15 protein-coding genes are annotated in these 19306 nt (G+C 42.3%); 6 read left to right on the top strand and 9 right to left on the bottom strand.

Translation table 11 applies throughout. The features are described from left to right. Positions 1-25: 25 nt before the first annotated feature. The 7 genes from CHRO_RS17905 to CHRO_RS17875 form a co-directional block, all read right to left on the bottom strand. Positions 26-1579 carry a 3-oxoacyl-ACP synthase III family protein gene (locus CHRO_RS17905; protein ID WP_015155645.1) on the bottom strand — a complete coding sequence of 518 codons (1554 nt, stop codon included), beginning with the start codon at positions 1577-1579 and terminating at the stop codon, positions 26-28. 65 nt (positions 1580-1644) lie between these two features. Continuing rightward, positions 1645-2307 (bottom strand): serine O-acetyltransferase, encoded by a 663-nt coding sequence (gene cysE, locus CHRO_RS17900; RefSeq protein WP_084739221.1) that lies wholly within the window; start codon positions 2305-2307, stop codon positions 1645-1647. Between the two features lie 14 nt (positions 2308-2321). Continuing rightward, the gene (gene acpS, locus CHRO_RS17895) at positions 2322-2741 is read right to left on the bottom strand and encodes a holo-ACP synthase (protein WP_015155643.1); all 420 of its coding nucleotides are present in this window, start codon (positions 2739-2741) and stop codon (positions 2322-2324) included. An 86-nt stretch (positions 2742-2827) separates the two neighbouring features. After that, the gene (locus CHRO_RS17890) at positions 2828-4150 is read right to left on the bottom strand and encodes a salicylate synthase (RefSeq protein ID WP_015155642.1); all 1323 of its coding nucleotides are present in this window, start codon (positions 4148-4150) and stop codon (positions 2828-2830) included. A 19-nt stretch (positions 4151-4169) separates the two neighbouring features. After that, on the bottom strand, positions 4170-5735 hold the full coding sequence (locus tag CHRO_RS17885) for a benzoate-CoA ligase family protein (protein WP_015155641.1): 1566 nt from the start codon (positions 5733-5735) through the stop codon (positions 4170-4172). A gap of 77 nt (positions 5736-5812) precedes the next feature. Further along, complete coding sequence (locus CHRO_RS17880) at positions 5813-6226, bottom strand: holo-ACP synthase (protein WP_015155640.1); 414 nt, start codon at positions 6224-6226, stop codon at positions 5813-5815. Between the two features lie 35 nt (positions 6227-6261). Further along, entirely contained in the window at positions 6262-6516 is a 255-nt protein-coding gene (locus CHRO_RS17875) for an acyl carrier protein (RefSeq protein ID WP_015155639.1), read from the bottom strand. 2089 nt (positions 6517-8605) lie between these two features. Between CHRO_RS17875 and CHRO_RS17870 the strand changes: the two genes are divergently transcribed. From CHRO_RS17870 to CHRO_RS34445, 6 genes are all read left to right on the top strand, one after another. Beyond that, positions 8606-11182, top strand: coding sequence for a TonB-dependent receptor domain-containing protein (locus CHRO_RS17870; RefSeq protein WP_015155638.1), 2577 nt, complete (start codon positions 8606-8608; stop codon positions 11180-11182). Positions 11183-11287: 105 nt separating this feature from the next. Beyond that, positions 11288-12094, top strand: a complete 807-nt coding sequence (locus CHRO_RS17865; RefSeq protein ID WP_015155637.1) for a class I SAM-dependent methyltransferase — start codon at positions 11288-11290, stop codon at positions 12092-12094. A 100-nt stretch (positions 12095-12194) separates the two neighbouring features. Next, positions 12195-13982, top strand: a complete 1788-nt coding sequence (locus tag CHRO_RS17860; protein WP_015155636.1) for an ABC transporter ATP-binding protein — start codon at positions 12195-12197, stop codon at positions 13980-13982. Between the two features lie 69 nt (positions 13983-14051). Then, positions 14052-15788 carry an ABC transporter ATP-binding protein gene (locus CHRO_RS17855; protein ID WP_015155635.1) on the top strand — a complete coding sequence of 579 codons (1737 nt, stop codon included), beginning with the start codon at positions 14052-14054 and terminating at the stop codon, positions 15786-15788. 120 nt (positions 15789-15908) lie between these two features. Then, entirely contained in the window at positions 15909-16556 is a 648-nt protein-coding gene (locus tag CHRO_RS34450; protein WP_051033252.1) for a cytochrome P450, read from the top strand. Next, complete coding sequence (locus CHRO_RS34445) at positions 16543-17304, top strand: cytochrome P450 (RefSeq protein ID WP_084739163.1); 762 nt, start codon at positions 16543-16545, stop codon at positions 17302-17304. The genes CHRO_RS34450 and CHRO_RS34445 overlap by 14 nt, the downstream gene beginning before the upstream one ends. A gap of 87 nt (positions 17305-17391) precedes the next feature. Here CHRO_RS34445 and CHRO_RS17845 read toward each other — a convergent pair whose 3' ends face one another. After that, complete coding sequence (locus CHRO_RS17845) at positions 17392-18087, bottom strand: metallophosphoesterase family protein (RefSeq protein ID WP_015155634.1); 696 nt, start codon at positions 18085-18087, stop codon at positions 17392-17394. Between the two features lie 178 nt (positions 18088-18265). Next, on the bottom strand, positions 18266-19291 hold the full coding sequence (locus tag CHRO_RS17840) for an iron-siderophore ABC transporter substrate-binding protein (RefSeq protein WP_015155633.1): 1026 nt from the start codon (positions 19289-19291) through the stop codon (positions 18266-18268). Between the last annotated feature and the right edge of the window lie 15 nt (positions 19292-19306).

Here is a 19306-nt window from a genome sequence, read left to right as displayed (position 1 = left end):
TTAATTTCAATTCAACACAATTGATTTAGATGCTCAATTGCTCTCTCTTTTCATTGCCCTCTGTGGCGACAATTGGTTTTGAGGTAACTAAATCTGTTAAAGCTAATTGGTACAGCACAAATTCAGCTAGATGAGCTATGGTGTTGTTCCCGATAAATTTCTCCATTGGCACTCGCACTGCAAGATCGGACTCAATTCGGCTTTTGAGTGCCACAGCTAGTAAAGAATCGAGTAACGAGACAAGTGATTGTTGTGGGTTGAGTTGAGTCAATGGCAGTTGGAGTGAATGAGCCAACCACTCTAAAACATAAGATTGTAATATCTGATGTCGTTGGGCTGATTTTGTAGCCAACAAGGTTTCTCTGGATAAACCAACTAATTTCTCGTTGCTAACGACAAGCCGATTGTCTCTATCTAGATTGCTGTCATGCCAAAGAACCAAATTTGTGTGAGTCACGTCGATCGGGGGAGTTGGAGCCGCACCTAACGCCACATCGCCCCAACGCATGACTGTAGCTGCTGCTGTAGCTGCCGCTCCATTAGTGTAGACAAGAACAAGATCGTTTTCCCGAATCTTACCCTCTTGTGCGGCATGGTACAGGTTCGCTAGAGGCAAGACTGAACCAATATTTGCATATCGAGGGTAAAGATCGATCGTGCGTTCTGGAGGGATATCTAAAGCTCGCGCACACACGCTAGTATACCAGGCTGTAGGCGCATTGAAAGCGAAAAAGTCAATTCGATCGAGGGTGAGATTGGCAGCAGCAACAGCTCCTTTACAGCAGGTACGGACAAAATCCACGGCTGTTTCGGCAAGCGCACTAGCGTTTTCGCCCGTTCGCGTGCAGATGCGCGGCTTGCCCTGTGCGTCTGCTACCAGTTCATACGAGTAAGCACCGCAAGTTGAGGTAGTCGGAACGATTTTCATACCGAGGATGCCTTGCTGAGGTTGAAGGTAACTGACAACGAAGGCTCCAGCACCGTCACCCATCGATCGTGAAAGAGTATCTTCCTCTGCAACCGCCTGAGAACCAATTTGCGAAACAATGACTAGTACGTTGCGATAAGCTCCTGCTTGCACCAAAGCACAAGCATTTTGCAGCGCTACTAAGGCGCTAGAGCAAGTCGATTCTAGATTCCATGCAGGGCAGTGTAATTCTAACTGTTGGGCAAGGTAGGTGGCATGACCAGGAGTAATCTGTTCGGAGAAAAGAGAAGAAGCGATCGCTAACTCAACTTCCGTTGGAGCAAGATTTGCTGCTGTCAATGCTTCTCTAGCAGCACGAACCTCTAGCGTTAGTGCTGACTCGTCTGCACCCAGTACCCGCCGCTCGACATTTCCCCGAAAAGGATCGGCTAAGTAGGGCGCTACTGCTTGCGACCAAATATCTAGCCCATTATTGGTAAAAGTGTCAGAGGTAGGACTATGCCTCTGCTGTCTAGCTCGTCTTGGCTCAACTTTAGCCAACTGGGGATACTTCGCCAGCCAATAATCGTTTGTCCGAATGGTGCTGGGAAAGCTAACTGCGAGCGAACGAATGCCCACAGGATGGTGGATCGTGACAGAACGTTGTTTCATGGCGATTGAGTTTCACAGTCATTACGGAATGCATGGCGCGAACGTTGACTCTCAACAGTCAACCGCTAACCGTCTACTCTTCCAGTGCTATACGAGAGAGTTGGTACAGATCGAAGCTGTGTTTCCAGTACTTCTATGCGGGCGATTAAAGCTTGAATTTCCTCTAGCAGGACATCTGGAAGGCGATCGTGGGCAAGGGGTTCTAGCTTGACTCCAGCTTGGCAAACAATCCGACCAGGTACACCCACTACAGTACAACTATCAGGAATATTTTGCAATACCACCGAACCAGCTCCAATGCGGACATTGTTACCAATTTGGATGTTCCCCAACACTTTTGCACCAGCGCCAACAACAATGTTTTCTCCCAAAGTAGGGTGGCGTTTGCCACTCTCCTTACCAGTGCCGCCAAGAGTCACTCCTTGATAGATTAAGGCATAATCACCAACAATTGCTGTTTCCCCAATTACAACTCCCATACCGTGGTCGATAAATACTCCTTTGCCAATGACTGCGCTAGGGTGAATCTCAATTCCAGTCAAAAACCGAGCTATATGAGAGCAAAAGCGAGGGATAAACAGAATACCTTGCTGCTGAAGCCAATGAGCAATGCGATAGAATAATAAAGCCTGAAAACCAGGGTAGCAAAACAGTGTCTCTAACCAGTTATTGGCTGCTGGGTCGCGCTCAAAAATGACGCAAAAATCAACTGCTAATGCAGACAGAATCTCTGTGATTTGTCTCATGACACGCTAGTTTTAGGAGTAACGGGTTCTGAACCTGTACCAAGAGCGATCGCGCAAGCTGCGGCACAAGATGACACATGGCTGATGCTGATTAGCCACTTTCTAATCCCAAGCTTTGTCGCAATCTTTTGACAATTACCATACAAGACAACGGAAGGTTCACCTGTTGGCATTCGCTGCACCTCAATATCTAACCATGAAATACCCTGACTCCATCCTTGACCCAGAACTGTAAGAATCGCTTCCTTAGTTGCAAAACGACCTGTAAGGTACTGGATACGTTTAACGTTAGATTCAATGACATTCAGCTCTGTAGGGGTGAATCGTTGAGTTTCAAATCTCGCTCCCAATCGTTCCATTAGCTTTGCAATCCGTCTGGTTTCTACAATTTTTAAGCTGTGACCGACGATGTACAAAGTTTCAAGCTCAGAGATGGGTAATTTTGACAGGATATTGTCATCTTCTAAATTCTCAGCTTTTATCTCGATCTCGTTCGCTTTGATTACGAATGCAAAACAAGATTGGTCAACATGGTGTTCATTTTGTTAACGGACTCGATGTACTCTCTTTGAGGTACTGATTCCGCCACAATTCCAGCTCCAGCATTTAAATAGATACTGTTACCGTACTGGTAAACTGAGCGAATGGCGATCGCTAAATCTGCCGTATTATTGCTATCTACCCAACCAATACCTCCAGCATAGATACCTCTGGGTTCGTCTTCTAGGCGATCGATCCACTCTAAAGCTTGTGCTTTATCGATTCCAGAAACTGTAATTCCAGGAAATAAAACCTTCAAAGCATCCCACAAAGTATGCTCTGGCTTGAGACAACCGCCAACTTGAGATGATAAATGTTGTACGCATCGATACTTTTTCACCTCCATGAAATTAGAAATTTGTACGGTTTCAGGTAAACAAAGCGAAGCAATCTCTCTTTGTGCTAGCCAAATTGAGAGTGAATGCTCTTTGACTTCTTTGGCATCTCGCAGCAACTCATCATTTAGCTGTTTATCCTCTGCTAAACTCTTACCACGCGGTCGCGTTCCTGCTAGTGGATTTGTTGTCACAAAACCATCTCGATTAACTTCCATCAGGATTTCGGGACTAAAGCCAACTGCTCGCACGTCTCCTAAGTTTAAACAGTACGATCGCACTGCATTATTGACTCTAGATCCAACAATATAAGTCCCAAGTACATCGAGATCGCCATCGATTTTCATGGAACGAGAAATAATCGCCTTTTGCAACTCGGTGCGTTGAATGGCTTGAGTAAGAGTGTCAACGTGCTGCTGATAAATTTCGCGATCGCCAAAGTTAGCTGCTAAAGATACTGGGACGTAATCGATTGGTTGATACTCGCTCGACAAAGCTTCTTGGACTAACTCTAAAGAACTAGTACTTTTAACATATATTCCTTCTTCCGTGCAACGAAGTTCTATTTCTGGAATTAGAAAATAAAGCAGTGCTTGCTCGATTGCTTTGGAGTAAGAAGAATAAAAACGAGCGATATCAAATGCTATGTAACCATATGCCGTCCAATTTTTAATTGGTAAGGACGCAAGTAGTTGCTTTACCTGTTGGAAAGGATCTTTAACTGGTTCGGAATAATGTTTTCCTAAACCTTCTATTGAAACAATCTCCTGACTGACCGATACTTTAGCTATCTCGTTACCAGCTATTCTGACTTCATTTTTTCCTTCATACATCACATATTTGGAAAAGATACCAGCTTTCAGGAGATTTTGTAAAACCTCAATGTGAGAACGTTTACCAGGTATGAATATTTCACGATATGCGATCGCAGTTTCTAATTCTGTTGCCATTCACTGTCTCCTTTTCGCTCTAATTTATACTTGCTTGCCCAGACAAGCTTAGGCTTTTCTTTAATAACTGACGATGAATTTTGCCAGTTGAAGTACGTGGCAATTCTTCCACAAAATGAATAGTTTTTGGAGCCTTGAAATGAGGTAAATTCTGTTTAGCAAATTTACGAATGCTCTGTTCTATTTCCGATTCAGGTGTTTGCCCTAGTTTGAGAGTGATATAAGCAACAACTTGAGTTAATTGTTCTCCATTATCGGACTCAGGAACTACTGCTACCTCAAAAATTTGAGGATGCTGATGTAAAACATCCTCAATTTCTAGCGGGGAAATCCACTGTCCATTGACTTTAAAAAGTTCGTCCTTACGCCCCATAAACCAGAAATATCCATCTGCATCGCGTAAATATTTATCTCCAGTTCGCATAGTACTGCCGTAAATCGCTTGTCGTGTCTGCTGCAATCGATTCCAATACCCCAACATCAAGCTCTCTCCACTGACTTGTAGATTGCCTATTTTTCCAGGAGGGCAAAGAGAACCATTTTCATCCACAATTTGAACATCATAACCAGCAACAGAGCGACCAGAACAACCAGGTTTACACTCCCCAATTCGATTGGAAAGAAAGATGTGCAAAAATTCAGTAGTGCCAATTCCCTCACAAATTTCGCGGTTATAAGTTGCCGACCATTTTTGCCAGATACTTTTAGGCAATTGCTCGGCAGCAGATACGCACAAACGCAAAGAAGAAACATCGAGGGGAGAAATTTCGTGTACGTTCAAAATGCCAGCATAAACGCTAGGAATGCCAAACAAAACTGTAGGTCGATAGGATTGCAGATCGGAGATAATATCAAAAATGCTGTTAGCATCAGATAAAACAGCAGCTGCTCCAACTGCCATTGGCATATATAAAGTATTTCCTAAACCATAAGCAAAAGGCATTTTAGCAACTGAGTACGCAATGTCATCTTTGTGTAAGCCAAGGATAGTTTTACCGTACTGTTCTGCACAAACTACCATACTCTGATGTGCGTGAACTACACCTTTTGGTTTACCCGTACTCCCAGAAGTGTAAAGCCAGAAAGCTGCTTCGTCTTTCGATGTTTCAGCACAAGATTGTAGTTTATCTTGTTCAGTAATTAGAGAAATAAACGATCGCTCTCCATTGACCAGCAGAACATCATGCAAGAATTGAGACTGGATGGGAGTTAATTTCTCTTGCCATTCTTTAGTAGTTAACAAGACCTTAGCGCGTGAGTCTTTCAAGATATACCGAATGTCGTCAACGGTACAACTAGTGTTAATTGGTACTGGCACTACCCCTAGCCAAATTGCACCCCAAAATGCGAAGATAAACTCCGGCATATCTGGTAATAAAATAGCAACGCGATTTTCTTGTTCCAGATTCAAATTAGAAAAGAATTGAGCCGCGCGCCGCACGTAGCTATTCAATTCAGTATAAGTGTATGCCTTGCCTTGGTAGTAAAAAGCTGTTCTTTTACTATATTCTTCTGCTAGGTTTCTCTCTAAGAAATAAGCCGCTACATTAAATATTTCGGGTAATTGCTCTGTAATCTCGCTCATTTTATTTCTCATCCTCTACAATTTCTGCTAATTGCAAATTGTTGCTGCATTCTTCTAATTAAAGCTAATCGAGTTTGTTACTCACGACTCGCTTCTGAATAAGCAAGCACATGAACGAGTATGTGGTCATCCCAACACAACCACTGAGCTATCCATGTTTGTATACCTCGTTCGATCGCTTGCATTCTTGCCTTGCCATAAAGAGCGATCGCGATCTTGTTATGAGTAATATTTGCTTCAATTTCATTCCAATCAATTCCAACTAGTCCAGTACCTAGCGCCTTTCCTACAGCCTCTTTAGTCGCAAAGCAAATTGCATAAGACCGATCGCGATCGCAATTCGATTGGCAACGCTCTATTTCTGTAGGAGTGAACAACATTAGTAAAGTTTCGCGATCGTAGCGATCGATGAATTTGGCAATTCGGTGAATTGAGGCAATATCTATACCAAGTCCCACAACTCCATCTGTCAGTTCTGATTCTACGTACATTTTTCCCTTCTGTTTCTGCCTCTTGCCTTCTTGTACTAGCCAGATTCAGTACTAGCAGGCATTGCCGCTACGACCAGATGACAGACTTGAGCTAGCGTCATATCCTGCCGAGTCTCCAGCTTCACGCCGATTCCCAACTCCCGTTTCAGTCCTAGAGCAATTTCTACTGTCTCAGTGGAGTCAAGCTGTAAGTCTTTGCGTAACAATGTATTTTCATGCAGTGTCTCTTCTGGAATTCCTAAATCGGTAAGTATTGCTCTGAGAGTATCCATCACTTGATAGGTATCCATAGATCGCGACTCCTCAACAGTGCAATTTAATCTCTGACTCCCATATATCTGACTTGCGTTTAGAGGATGTTATTTCTGAGTAATGCAGGTAATAGTCTCGGTCAATCTTGCACCGATCTAATTTCACGCCACGATTATGTAATTCATGCCAACTTTGGAGGAGTTGCTGCCAATCGGACTCGTTTTTTCGCAGCGAGGCTAGCCAAACACCTTTTCCTGACGGTAAACATTTGCGACCCATTTCTATCAATACGGGATTGGCACAATAAAAGCACCTGCCTCCTCTTACGTCTAATTGAGTAGAGACTCATACCCGCTAGCTGTAGGTGTAACTTTGCTTCTTGTTATTTGGGCAGACATACGATTGTCAAGTCGTAGTGCTGCCTGTACGACTTATTATCAACTACAAGAAGTATTTCAAATATTTAGACAAATTGGTGCTATTAGCTGAAAATTGGAACGATAGAAAGTCTATACGATTAGTCATGACAATACACCCTTGATGACAAACAATGGATAGACTGAACTAATCAAAAAGCGAATACTTCCAACTAAAATTACATCGAAAAGTGTTCTGTTTTCATTTCTAGTCCTTTTAGGCACTAGTCTTTTCAATCTATCGATCTCTAGTTCAACCTGACAGTCCAACCTCTTCAGCCCGAATAAATCTGCTGGCTCTGCTTCTAAATCTGTCTCAACTAAATTTGTTGAGAGCTATTTTCATTAACAGTAAACAGCCTAATACAGATTCTTGGCTGAAACAAGCAAAAAATATAAAGTTTTGTTTAAGACAAAGCTACTACTACTGAATAATCGGCACAGCTTATAAGGTGCGATCGCAGTCAGATTGGATGTGTCTTAATCGCTAAAGTTACTTAGGTTAGGACAGTTTGACAGATTTGTTGCGAATAGTATTCTGTAGTTGTAGCTAGCTAAATCGGTTTAAAATAATACATGTATATGCACAAACTTTTTTTGTGTCAAAGTGAATAGTATTACAACAAACAATCATTTTCCGATCGAGTATGCGTTAAAACTATTGAGTTCAAATTGCAATAAGTTTCAACAGAGCTATTGACTACTGTTACTGCTGACCAACCTGAAATAAACGTAATAAATAGAGAGTAGCTATCATTCTTGGCGATCGCCAACAGTTGAAACATTTATATTGAGGCAGAAATTGACAAAGCGATAATACTTGCGAACACTTCAACCTAACTAAAAATCTTTCTAGTTAAACGCCACTGCTTAAACCCATGAGACACCGATCGCTCTTCATATTCCAGCACCATTTTTGTTCATCTTGTGCGGGCGATCGTCACCACGTATGCTAATTTGACTTGTCATTGCAGATAGCCATTAATCCAACAAGAAGTCAGCAAAATAGTGCGATCGCTATCTTGCTTTCTTCGATTGCTTGCGAGTCAGCAATTAGAAGCAACGCAGTCAATTAACTGCTGTACTATCTCAAATTTATTGATAAAAAATTTCAATAATTTACTATAGAGTTTATCACAAAATCCTGATATCTTTCGACGCTCGATATGAAAAAACTCTTAAAATGTTCATCATAATAATTTTTATAGAAATATTATTAGCAGTTGAGATAATTAAGATAAATGGTTGAAATGTGATTGTTTCACAGCGTTTACTATATAGTTTACCTCCCCTTTTCCCAAGCTGCCTAGACCTAATCTAGTAGTATGAGAATGATTATCTTAATTTTTGTTGATAATATCGACAAATCTACTTGCATTTTATTCTCAAAAACCACAGAATATTTTTTTGATAAGCCGCGAGTCAAAACGAGCCGAGTCGGAATGCTACCAAGCACTTTGATTGGCGTGTAACCTAAGTGACAAAGAAGCGCGATCGCCGTCCAGTTAGCTTTTACTAACAAATCATGGCGTTCCTGCTGTGTAAGTTAAGAGCGAGCGTTTGTTGAGGATTGTAGAAAGAGTTGCTTACTGACAAGGTAGCTCTGTTTGATGAAGAGATTGGGTGTGAGGAGAAGAAATTGCAAATACATAGATTAATCATATGTTTTCTGTTCGCGGGATCGATACCTTGGCTCTTGATAACTCCCGTTATGGCTGGTTCAGAAGTAGAAGTAGTGAAAGGTACTGATACTAAACGAGTATCATCCGCTACATCATTTTTGAGCGATCGCAAATCGGAAAATTCCCATCAAACACTTAACACCAGAACAAACTCTCAAATTCCACGACTGAGCGATCTAAAACCTACCTTAACTAACGCTTCTTGGCTGACTCAACAGCCGTCCCCCAATGAAACTGGTGCGTCAGAGGCGATCGAGGTTACAGGTGTGAGGTTAAAACCAACCGAACAAGGGTTAGAAGTCCTCTTAGAAACTGCTACTGGGCAACAGCTGCAAGCTACAACTACCAGCGAAAACAATAACTTAATTGCCGATATTCCTAACGCTCAACTGCGTCTGCCAGATGGTAAAACTTTTCGCCAAGACAAGCCAGCGAACGGAATTGATGCAGTTATTGTGACACAGCAAACAGAAAATAGTATTCGGGTGACAATTACGGGTACGGCAGAACTGCCACAGGCAGAGGTTAATCAAAGCGCACAAGGGTTGGTACTCAGCGTCACTGCTTCCCCAGAACTAGAAATCACAGTTACATCTGAAAAAATTGAACAAAACCTTCAGGATGTACCAGCTAGTATCACCGCAATAACAGGCGAAGAAGTTAGAGACTCTGGAGTTACATCAACACGGGATGTTGCCAAATTTACTCCCAACTTTAGTACCTTACGCAGCAATGGCGGTCGGACGAGGGCAACCTACAATATTCGCGGTCTGGGTAACACGAGCAGCATTAATAGTAGTGGCGGCTCTGCGGTTGGATTGTATGTAGATGGCGTGCCTTATTCCGACTGGTTCAGTTACGAGAGTGCCTTAAATGGTGATGACATCGAGCGCATTGAAGTACTGCGGGGTCCGCAAGGTTCTCTCTACGGTCAAAATACCCAAGGCGGTGTCATCAACGTTATTACGGAACCCCCTGGAGATGTTTTGGAATTAGGCACTTCTGCTACTATTGGCGATCCTGGTTTGTTTGACGGTCAAGTAACCCTAAAGGGACCATTTCAACCGGAAGAATCGAATTTATTTTTTAGTTTGTCCGGTTTATATGGGGAACAAGATGGTTTTGTCAGAAACACTTTCTTAGATCGGGATGTAGATACCCGTCAAAATTATAGCTTCCGAGGACTACTGCGTTGGTTTCCCCCCGAAGAAAACTGGGATGTGAGACTGAGCGCCAACTACGAGCAGTATAACGACGGTTCTTTATTTACAGTGCCGCTCGATGCGAGCGATCGCGATGAAATTCAAAATGATTTTGAAGGTGAAAATACAGTTTATACTAACAATCAAGCTTTGACAGTCACTCATAAAGGCAGTGACTTTGATTTCACTTCGATTACAGCTAGGCGACAGTGGAATAATCTTCCTGGTTCGGCTGATGGTGATTCCACGATTCAATCGATCGCCAGTGCTGGCGTAGATATTAAAACACTAAGTTGGAGTCAAGAGTTTCGCTTTCAATCTCCGGCAGATTCTCAACCCTGGCAGTGGGTAGTTGGTGCTTTTTTGGAAGATAAAGATACTGACATCAATCTCAAAACTACGTTTGGTGCTGACGCAGCGAGTATAGGCTTTCCCTTGCCACCAGGAGCAACGCAATCTTCTCCTAGTGATTTTCAAGATACAACTTATGCACTTTTTTCTCAAGCGACATATCAAGCAACACCACAGTTAAGTTTTACAACTGGCATAAGATTTGAAACTCGCGACTTTAGTATCGATCGCCGTCAATTACTCAGCGTTGGGGGAGTCACCGCACCAACAGCTGACGATATTAATCTGGAAGACAATGAGAGCATAGTACTGCCCAGGTTTGTAATGGAATATAAATTCAATCCCGATTTATCGGTTTATGGAAGTGTCGCTCGTGGTTACAAAAACGGGGGTTTTAGTACGCTGCCAAGAACGCCTGAAGAAACTCAATTTGAAAGAGAAACGAGCTGGAGTTACGAAGCGGGATTGAAATCAGCCTGGTTTAATAACCGCCTCATTGCAAATTTAGCTGTATTTTACACGTCAGTTCAAGATTATCAGGTCATTGGTTTTATCCCGCCAAATGTATCGACAGTTGTTAATGCTAACGGGGTAGGTATTTGGGGTGCTGAACTGGAACTGAGAGCGCAGCCCTTGCAAGGACTGGATTTAATTGCTAGTTTTGGCTTTGTCGATGCTGAATTTACTGACTTTACTGACCCTGGAACAGGCGAAGATTATGAAGGTAATAAAGTTATCAGAACTCCCGAATATACCTTATTTTTGGCGGCTCAATACCGCAGTACTGGTGGATTTTTTAGCCGTCTGGAATTACAAGGATTTGGTACGTACTATTTTGAACCAAACAACAGGCGCAGACAAGATCCCTTTGCTCTAATTAATGCTCGAATTGGATATGAGTTCGATAATTTTGGTATCTATCTATTTGGGAATAATTTGTTTGATAAAGATTACTTTACCGAAGCATTTGATAGTTTTATCATTCCTGGGTTGGCTTTAGGTACAGTAGGAGATGGCAGAACTTTTGGCGTTCAGTTAAGGGGGAATTTCTAAACTGATATGTCTTTTAGATAGAAATGAGAAATTTTTCGGCAGCAGCGTCAGCGTTGCGTCAGCGTAGTTATTGCATTTCTCCAGAACTCACAAGAAAGTGTATTTATGTCGCAAATTACATTAGAATTATCAGGCGTACCGCGCACTATGCTAATGACTCTCCGAGGACGAGCAGACGAGCAGGCGCGATCGACTCCTCTGTTTCAAGACGAACTAGCTGTAAAGTGGCGCAAATCCCTACCTTGGGACGACCAGTTAGAGGCATTCTACAATCAGTTTGCTCAAATTGCTTGGGCTATAAGAGCTTACCAATTCGATTTAGTGGCAAATAAGCACGTTGCTAGCGTTCAAAGTCCCCTAGTTGTGGAATTAGGTGCGGGACTGTCCACCCGTTACCATCGAGTTAGACAAGAACAACTACACTGGATCGAGCTGGATTTGCCTGAAGTTACTAACTTGCGTCGGCAATTGGATATCGAGACAGACAGGCATCAGTTTATCAGTAGTTCGGTCATGGACTTTAGCTGGATGGATGCTTTACCTTCAAGGTCGCCTGAGAGTATTTTATTCATTGCTGAAGGTCTGCTGATGTATTTTGAAGCGAACCAAGTACAGCAGTTAGTTAACCAAATGCGTCAGCGATTTCCTGGTGCTACTCTGGTGATGGATGTAGTAGGTCAATTAACTAAGAAAACTGGAAATAAGCTGGCTCAATTAGGCGCACCGCTACAATGGTACGTTAAGGGAGAACGAGAGGTAGCCCAAATGGGACTATCGCTCGTCAACGTTTGGTCTTTATATCAATTGCATCCCGAACGCTGGTCTTTTTTGCTGCGATCGCTTTCTTGGATTCCATATATCCGCAATGGTTGTTTGATTTTAGAAACTAAGCTGGAACCATTCGAGCGATAGTTAGTTAACAAGTGAGTAGATAGTTAGCGAACGATATTTAATAGCTCGTAGTCGTTCGCTATTAACGATTAATTACGACTCACCCCGCAACTTAAAGCGTATGACAAAGCCTATTTCCAAAACTCAGCCTACCATAGTATCAAACTTGGTGAAACAGCGGCTAATGCCACTCAGTTTCTCTGTTAGTTTTGCCGCAATCGGTACGCTATTAGAGCTAGTACCGCTGATTCTAATTTATGCGATCGCGATTGAGTTACTCGCCCCACCAATCGACCCAAATTATGTTTGGAAATTGGCAGCAATTAGTGTTGTAGCAATTTTTGTCAAGTCATTGTGTGCTACTGCTGCAAAAGCGATCGCTCACAAAGCTGCCTACGAAATTGTTTATGACGTGCGGATTGCCCTTGCTAATAAACTCAATACTCTACCACTTGGCTATTTCAATCAGAAATCTTCTGGTAATTTGAAAAAAGTCATGGAAGAAGATGCAGAGAATATTGAAGAAGCTTTAGCCCACGTCATTCCCGATCTAGTATCGGCGATCGCGTTAGTTTTATTCACCGCTATATATCTATTTACTGTTGATTGGCGGATGACTTTGGCAACCATTGCGACTCTACCCATTGCTATTGCCGGTCAAATCTATACAAGTCAAGCAATTAAGCCACTTTACCAACCCTACCACGATGCCCTCGAACAGATGAATAGCACGATCGTCGAGTACGTGCGAGGGATGAAGGTGGTTAAAGCTTTCCAGCAAACGGCAACATCCTACGCAAAGTATCAAACAGCCGTCAACCGCTACCACGCAATCTATGAAGATTGGGTTTGGAAGTCATTACCTGGTCTTGCTACCTTTTTTATTTGCATCACGGCTAACATCGTCACTGTTGTACCAGTTGGAGTATGGCTTTACCTGCAAGGTAGCCTCGAACTATCGACGCTGATTTTATTCCTAGTACTTGGACTCAGCTTCAATGCCCCCTTGTCGAAGGTGATGACAATTGCCAGTGAGTTTTACTACATCAGTGAAGGTGTAAAGCGGATTAACGAAATTTTTCAGGCAAAGTCACTGTCGCGATCGCAAGGTAACAGTTACCCAACTAATTGTACTATCGAATTTCGAGATGTTACCTTTAGCTACAACGAAACACGGGTACTCAATGGAGTTAGCTTTACCGTACCACAAGGGGCGATCGCCGCTTTTGTTGGAGCTTCTGGAGCAGGTAAAACGACCGTAGCGAGACTGATCCCTCGTTTTTGGGATGTGGACGGTGGAGAAATTCGGATTGGCGGAGTTGATATTAGGGAGATGTCCGTCGAAACCCTAATGTCGCAGGTTGCGTTTGTATTTCAGGACGTATTTTTGTTTAACGATACTATTTTAGAAAATATCCGCTTTGGTAATCCTACTGCTAGCGAAGCTGAAGTCATCCAAGCAGCTAAACTAGCGCGGATACACGAGTTTGTGGAGACTCTACCGCAAGGTTATCAAACTATAGTAGGCGATCGCGGTGCTAAACTCAGTGGCGGACAGCAGCAGCGAATTTCTATTGCTAGAGCGATTTTGAAGCAGGCTCCGATTATTATTCTTGACGAAGCAACAGCCTTTATCGATCCAGAGAATGAAGCTCAAATTCAGGATGCGATTAGTACTTTGATTGAAGACAAAACCTTGATTGTCATTGCCCACAGATTATCAACCATCACCGCAGCAGATCGGATCTTCGTGATGGATAAAGGCACAATTGTTGCTGAGGGAAAACACGAAGAACTTTTGAAAACAAGCGATTTGTATGACAGGATGTGGCATTTTCATATGCAAGCTTGTAAAAGTCAAAAGTCAAAAGTTAAAGGTCAAAAATTGACAGTAAGATCTCATAACTAAAGCTAGAGAGTTGCATATTGAAATGTATTGAATGTTAATTGTCAGCAATCAGAAACTAGATATAAAACTATGCTTAGTTTGGTCAAAAATCTATATAATTTGGGTACTCAGCAAGATAAAGCTGAGATGATTCGAGCAACGTTACTCAAAGCGGTCGAGTCATTTTTCACTAGCGCACCCGTTATCTTTCTCTACTTAATTTTACTTGAGCTATTCAAAGGAAGCATCAATCGCCAAACAGTTATTTACCTAACGCTAGGTATGGTTAGTTGTATCGTATTTCAGTTTATTTTTGGCTATTTTGCTTATGGTGCTTACGGTACAATTCAGTCCCGTGTCGTAGGGAGAATTCATAATCACATTGGCGAACATCTGCGAAAGCTATCAATGGGGTTTTTCTCAAGTACCAATGTGGGCGATATTAACGCCGTTGTAACAACAGACTTGGCAAAAATTGACTATATGTACGCACTACCTACAACCATTGATGCGATCGCGGTTCCTAGTTTTGTCGCTCTATTACTGTTTTTTGTCGATTGGCGGATGGCTTTAGCAACCGTTGCAGGTATTCCCTTGGCAATGGGAATTTATCGTTGGAGTCAAAGTCAATTGAGGCAATTAACTCAGTTTCAGGCTCAGTCACAGATAGAGGCAAATTCTCGCACGATCGAGTACATTCAAGGTATGAATGTCATCCGCGCTTTTGACCAAACAGGAGCGCAATTTAGCAAGTTCGACCGAGCCATTCAGCACTATAGAGACACTAACATTAATCTGGCAACCAAATTAGCACCAGCGGAAGTAGCATTTGACACAACACTTGAATTAGGTTTCGCTGTCATCCTCGTGTCTGGTGCATATCTACTTTTGCAAGGTCAACTGACTACACCTACATTTTTAATGTTTTTAATTTTGAGTTTACGATTCTATAAACCCCTGCAAAAAATCGGCGATTTATCTCGTCATCGACAGTTAGTAGATACTGCTATAGAGAGAATATCGAGCGTATTTAATATTAAGCCACTTCCAGAACCAGAGCAGAGCCAAACTTTAAAGCAGTTTGATATTGAGTTCAAAAATGTTTCTTTCAGCTACGAACAACAGCCAGTGCTACAAAATGTCAGTTTCACCGTACCCGAACGCAGCATGACAGCACTAGTGGGACCTTCTGGTGCAGGCAAAACAACTGTTATCAATTTGATTGCTCGTTTCTGGGATGTCGATGAAGGAGAAATTTTAATAGGTGGAGTCAACGTTAAAGACTTGAAAACCGACTCTTTACTATCCTATATCAGTCTGGTATTTCAGGATGTATACTTATTTAACGATACTATCCTTAACAACATTAAATTTGGTAATCCTGATGCTTCGGAAGAGCAGGTATTTACAGCGGCAAAGGCGGCTAGATGTCACGAGTTTATATTAGAGAAGCCTCACGGCTATCATACCATTATTGGTGAGGGAGGAGCTACTCTTTCTGGTGGAGAAAAGCAGCGAATTTCTATTGCCCGCGCTATCTTGAAAGATGCACCGATCGTACTTTTAGATGAAGCAACAGCATCAATCGATCCAGAAAATGAATTAGTAATTCAGCAAGCGATCGATTCACTAGTTGCCTCGAAAACTTTAATTATCATTGCTCATAAGCTCTCAACAATCGAAAATGCCGAGCAAATTTTGGTAATCGATCGCGGTCAGATTATAGAGCAAGGTAAACATGAAGACCTAATTACTAATAATAGCCTTTATAGTCGCTTTTGGGCTGAGCGGCAAAAGGCACGCACTTGGAAAATCGCACGTCGATAATTTTTAATTTGTAGTTCGTAATTAATAGAGTTCAATGACGTACTCGAAGTTATTAGCTAGTAATTGAATTTAGCCTAGAAATTTTTTGCTTAGTAGATTTTAGCTTGTAGGAGTAATAACATGATTTTACCTGACGGTTCACGCTCTCCTAAATTAATAGAGTTAATCAAGTTAGGTACTAATCCCTATAAGTACCTATATAACTGTAGTCAGCGTTATGGGGAATGCTTCAAATTAGGAGGCACAAAAAATCCTACTGTGTTCTTCAGCAATCCCCAAGCGAACGAAACCATTTTTAATGCCGAGCCTACCCAATATTACGATTGCAAAATGACCGCTGAAGTACAGCATTTTTTTGAATTTCTTTTGGGGAAAACGCTGTTCAACTCTATCAACGAAGCTCAACTGCAACGCCTGCGACACTTGTTGAAAACTTCCTTTATGAGTAACGTGTTAAAGAGTTCTGCCGTAGGTAACTGCATGGAGAAATACGGTCAGTTAATCTGTGATGTTACTAGTGAGACAATATTGCAGTGGAAGGTCGGTAAACCTTTTTACGTGCAATCAGTAATGAAAGAAATTACTACCCAGTTTATGACAAAAGTATTGTTTGGATTGAAGGAGGGAGAGCGTTACCAGGAATTGAAGACAAATTTTGTCTTTCTGATGGAGTCCTACAAAACTCCCTTTAATCTTGCTGCTATCATGTTGAGACTTTTTCAGCAAGAAAAAAGTATTAAGTCCTTGGGCAGCTCTGTGGCGTTCTAGGAATGAAGTTCATCGGACTATATTAGAAGAGATAAAAGAACGCCGAGAACAAAGTAATCCAGCTGAGAGCGACGTTTTGAGCCGTCTGATGTCAGTTCGCGATGAAGCGGGACAGCAACTGACAGATGCAGAGTTGCTCTACTTTTCCATGATTACCCTATTCAATGGATATGAAACAACTTCCTCTACATTAACCTGGATTCTTTACTGGATTCATCATCAACCAGAAATTCATGACAAGCTGCGCGATGAGATTAACGCTTTGGGTGCTAACCCTGACCCAATAGAAATCTATCGGCTGCCTTATTTAACGGCTATCTGTAAAGAAACACAGCGTCTTTGCCCAGTTGTTGTCAATGGCTCTGGACGAATTTTAAAATCTCCACTGCAATTTATGGGCTATCAACTAGAACCTGGAACGCAATTGATTCCTTCTATTTATTTAACCCATATGCGGGAGGACTTATACCCGCAGCCTCAGCGATTCATCCCAGAGCGCTTTCTCGAAAAGAAGTATTCACAATACGAGTATTTTCCCTTTGGCGGCGGTCACGCTATTTGTAGCGGGTTGGCATTGGCGCAAACTCAAATGAAACTGGTACTCGCCGTTCTGATGTCGCGCTTGCAATTAGCTCTAACAAACAATCGTCCAATTAAGACAGAAAACGTAGGTGCTTTCCTTGTCACGCCTCAAAGAGACTTGCAGATGGTTGTGACTGAATTTAAGCGATTGCAGATACAGATTTGAGCAAAGCCGTGCAAATTTTGACAGCAGCAGGGTGGCGCGATCGCAACGGTAATGGAACGGTAGATAAAAATGGTGTAGAAGCAGAATTTACTCTGCCCGTCCACCCAAGAACTCAGTGGCAGTTACAGGTGGTACGTGGCAGAAAATCATTGTCGGCTGCTTGGCGTGCTGGGTTAAGTCCTGACGCAGAAATGCCAGTTGTTTTTCTGTAAACTCACCGACGAACTCCCCAGGGGCGGTCAGATGGATGTTGTCAAGTACGACAAAATGCCAATTGTTATGGTTGAAACTGTAGGACAGGCTTTTCATCCCCAGCTTGTCCATCAGTAGTTTCATACCGAATTGAGGATGTTTTTGAGGAAAAGTCTCGCTGCTCCATCCGGCGGGATCGTGGTTGCCCAGGCTGTGGTAGGTGGGTAGCTTGGTGTGTTCCTGCCAGATTTTGACAAACAAGTTGGCAGTCTCGTTGGCTTCCTTTAACCCTTGAGAGCGCAGGTCGTGACATAAATCGCCACCTGTAACGATAAACGCTGGTTTAGGGGAGAGTCGTTCGACCGCATCCAACGCCGCCGCCATGCCTTGGGGCGATCGCAAATCCTTTCGCAAGTGAATATCTGACAAAAACACGAATCGAAAAGGTTGAGTCGCTGATTTTGGGGGTGAGGATTGAGCCAGTGCCGTTAATTGAGTTAGTCCTCCAAAGCTGGCTGCCAAAGCCATACCGCCAAAGCCGAATAGGAAATCTCGTCGGGTGGGAGTGGATGAGCTTTTTTGAGTTGGCATCGTTGTCTCTCAATTCGTCACTTTATTATTTAAAGATGTTTCTGGTACATTTAGATCGCTACAATTGGCAAGGCGATCGCCCACGCAGAACAAACCTACTTTACAATCTAATCCTTTTAAATCGCTACTTTAAATTTCATATATAGCCTATAAACTAGCAACTAACGGCTTTATGTTTTCATTTTTTATCTTCTACTAAATATTTAAATAGGTCATCTAAGACAGCATTGGCAGCTATAACACTACCCCAGAGCCAGTAACTTCCATCAACCTTGAAAACTTGCTTATTTTGAACAACTTTTAACTGCTGCCACAGCAGATTTTTCTGATATTTTTGGAAATATTTTTCTGAATCTTTACTCCTACTAATTACGGCAAACATAACATCTCCATCGAGCAAATTCAAGCACTCAAGGCTAATATTTAACGGAGAATATGCGTTAACTTGACGTTGTTTAGTGGGTATAAAAAATCCAATGTCCTGCAAAATACTGCCAGCGAAATACGAGGGATGGTTTTGAGTATCCATTCTGCCATCCCAGTAAAAGCGAGCAATAGAAACGTCAATCTCAGATAAATGCTTGCCGAGTGCTTTTCGTATTGTTTCTACTCGCTGTTGATAATCATCGAGCAATTGTACAACCTGTTGACTTTTATCTAGAAGTTCACCAGTACGTTGTAAACAATCTTTCCAATTAACCCCGCCACAGTTATTTAGATCGCTTTGAGAATAGTTGAGTACAACTGTTGGCGCTATTTGTGAGAGCAGATTATAGTCTTTTTTGATTTGACTATCCCAACCCAAAATCAAATCTGGCTTCATCTGCAAAATAGTTTCTAAATTTAAAGATTCCCCTATTCCCAGAGACGCTATACCATCAATCTTTCCCGACAAATGGCGCGATCTGCCACGCTGGAGTTCAGGGAATCGAGATGCTATAGGTTTTATATCCAGTGCCAATAGTGGTTCCAGGAGCAGTGAATCTGTAGTAACAATGCGATGGGGGTTTAGAGGAACACAAGTTTCGCCCATTACGTGTTTAACAACTCGGCATTTAGATGTGGATGAATGTGAATTGAGAGAAGGATTTTGAGTAGGTTTACCACTACAAGCTAAGATTAACCCGAAGACGATAGTTGCAAGCGAAAACATCCTGAGCAAACGATAAATTTTAGTAGCTATTTGTTTCTTGTTATCTTTCATCCGCAAAAACCTTCT

This window comes from Chroococcidiopsis thermalis PCC 7203, assembly GCF_000317125.1.
In the GTDB taxonomy this organism is placed as follows: domain Bacteria; phylum Cyanobacteriota; class Cyanobacteriia; order Cyanobacteriales; family Chroococcidiopsidaceae; genus Chroococcidiopsis; species Chroococcidiopsis thermalis.
Note: the sequence above shows the minus strand (reverse complement) of the source record. Positions and strands in the feature narration are given on the sequence as shown.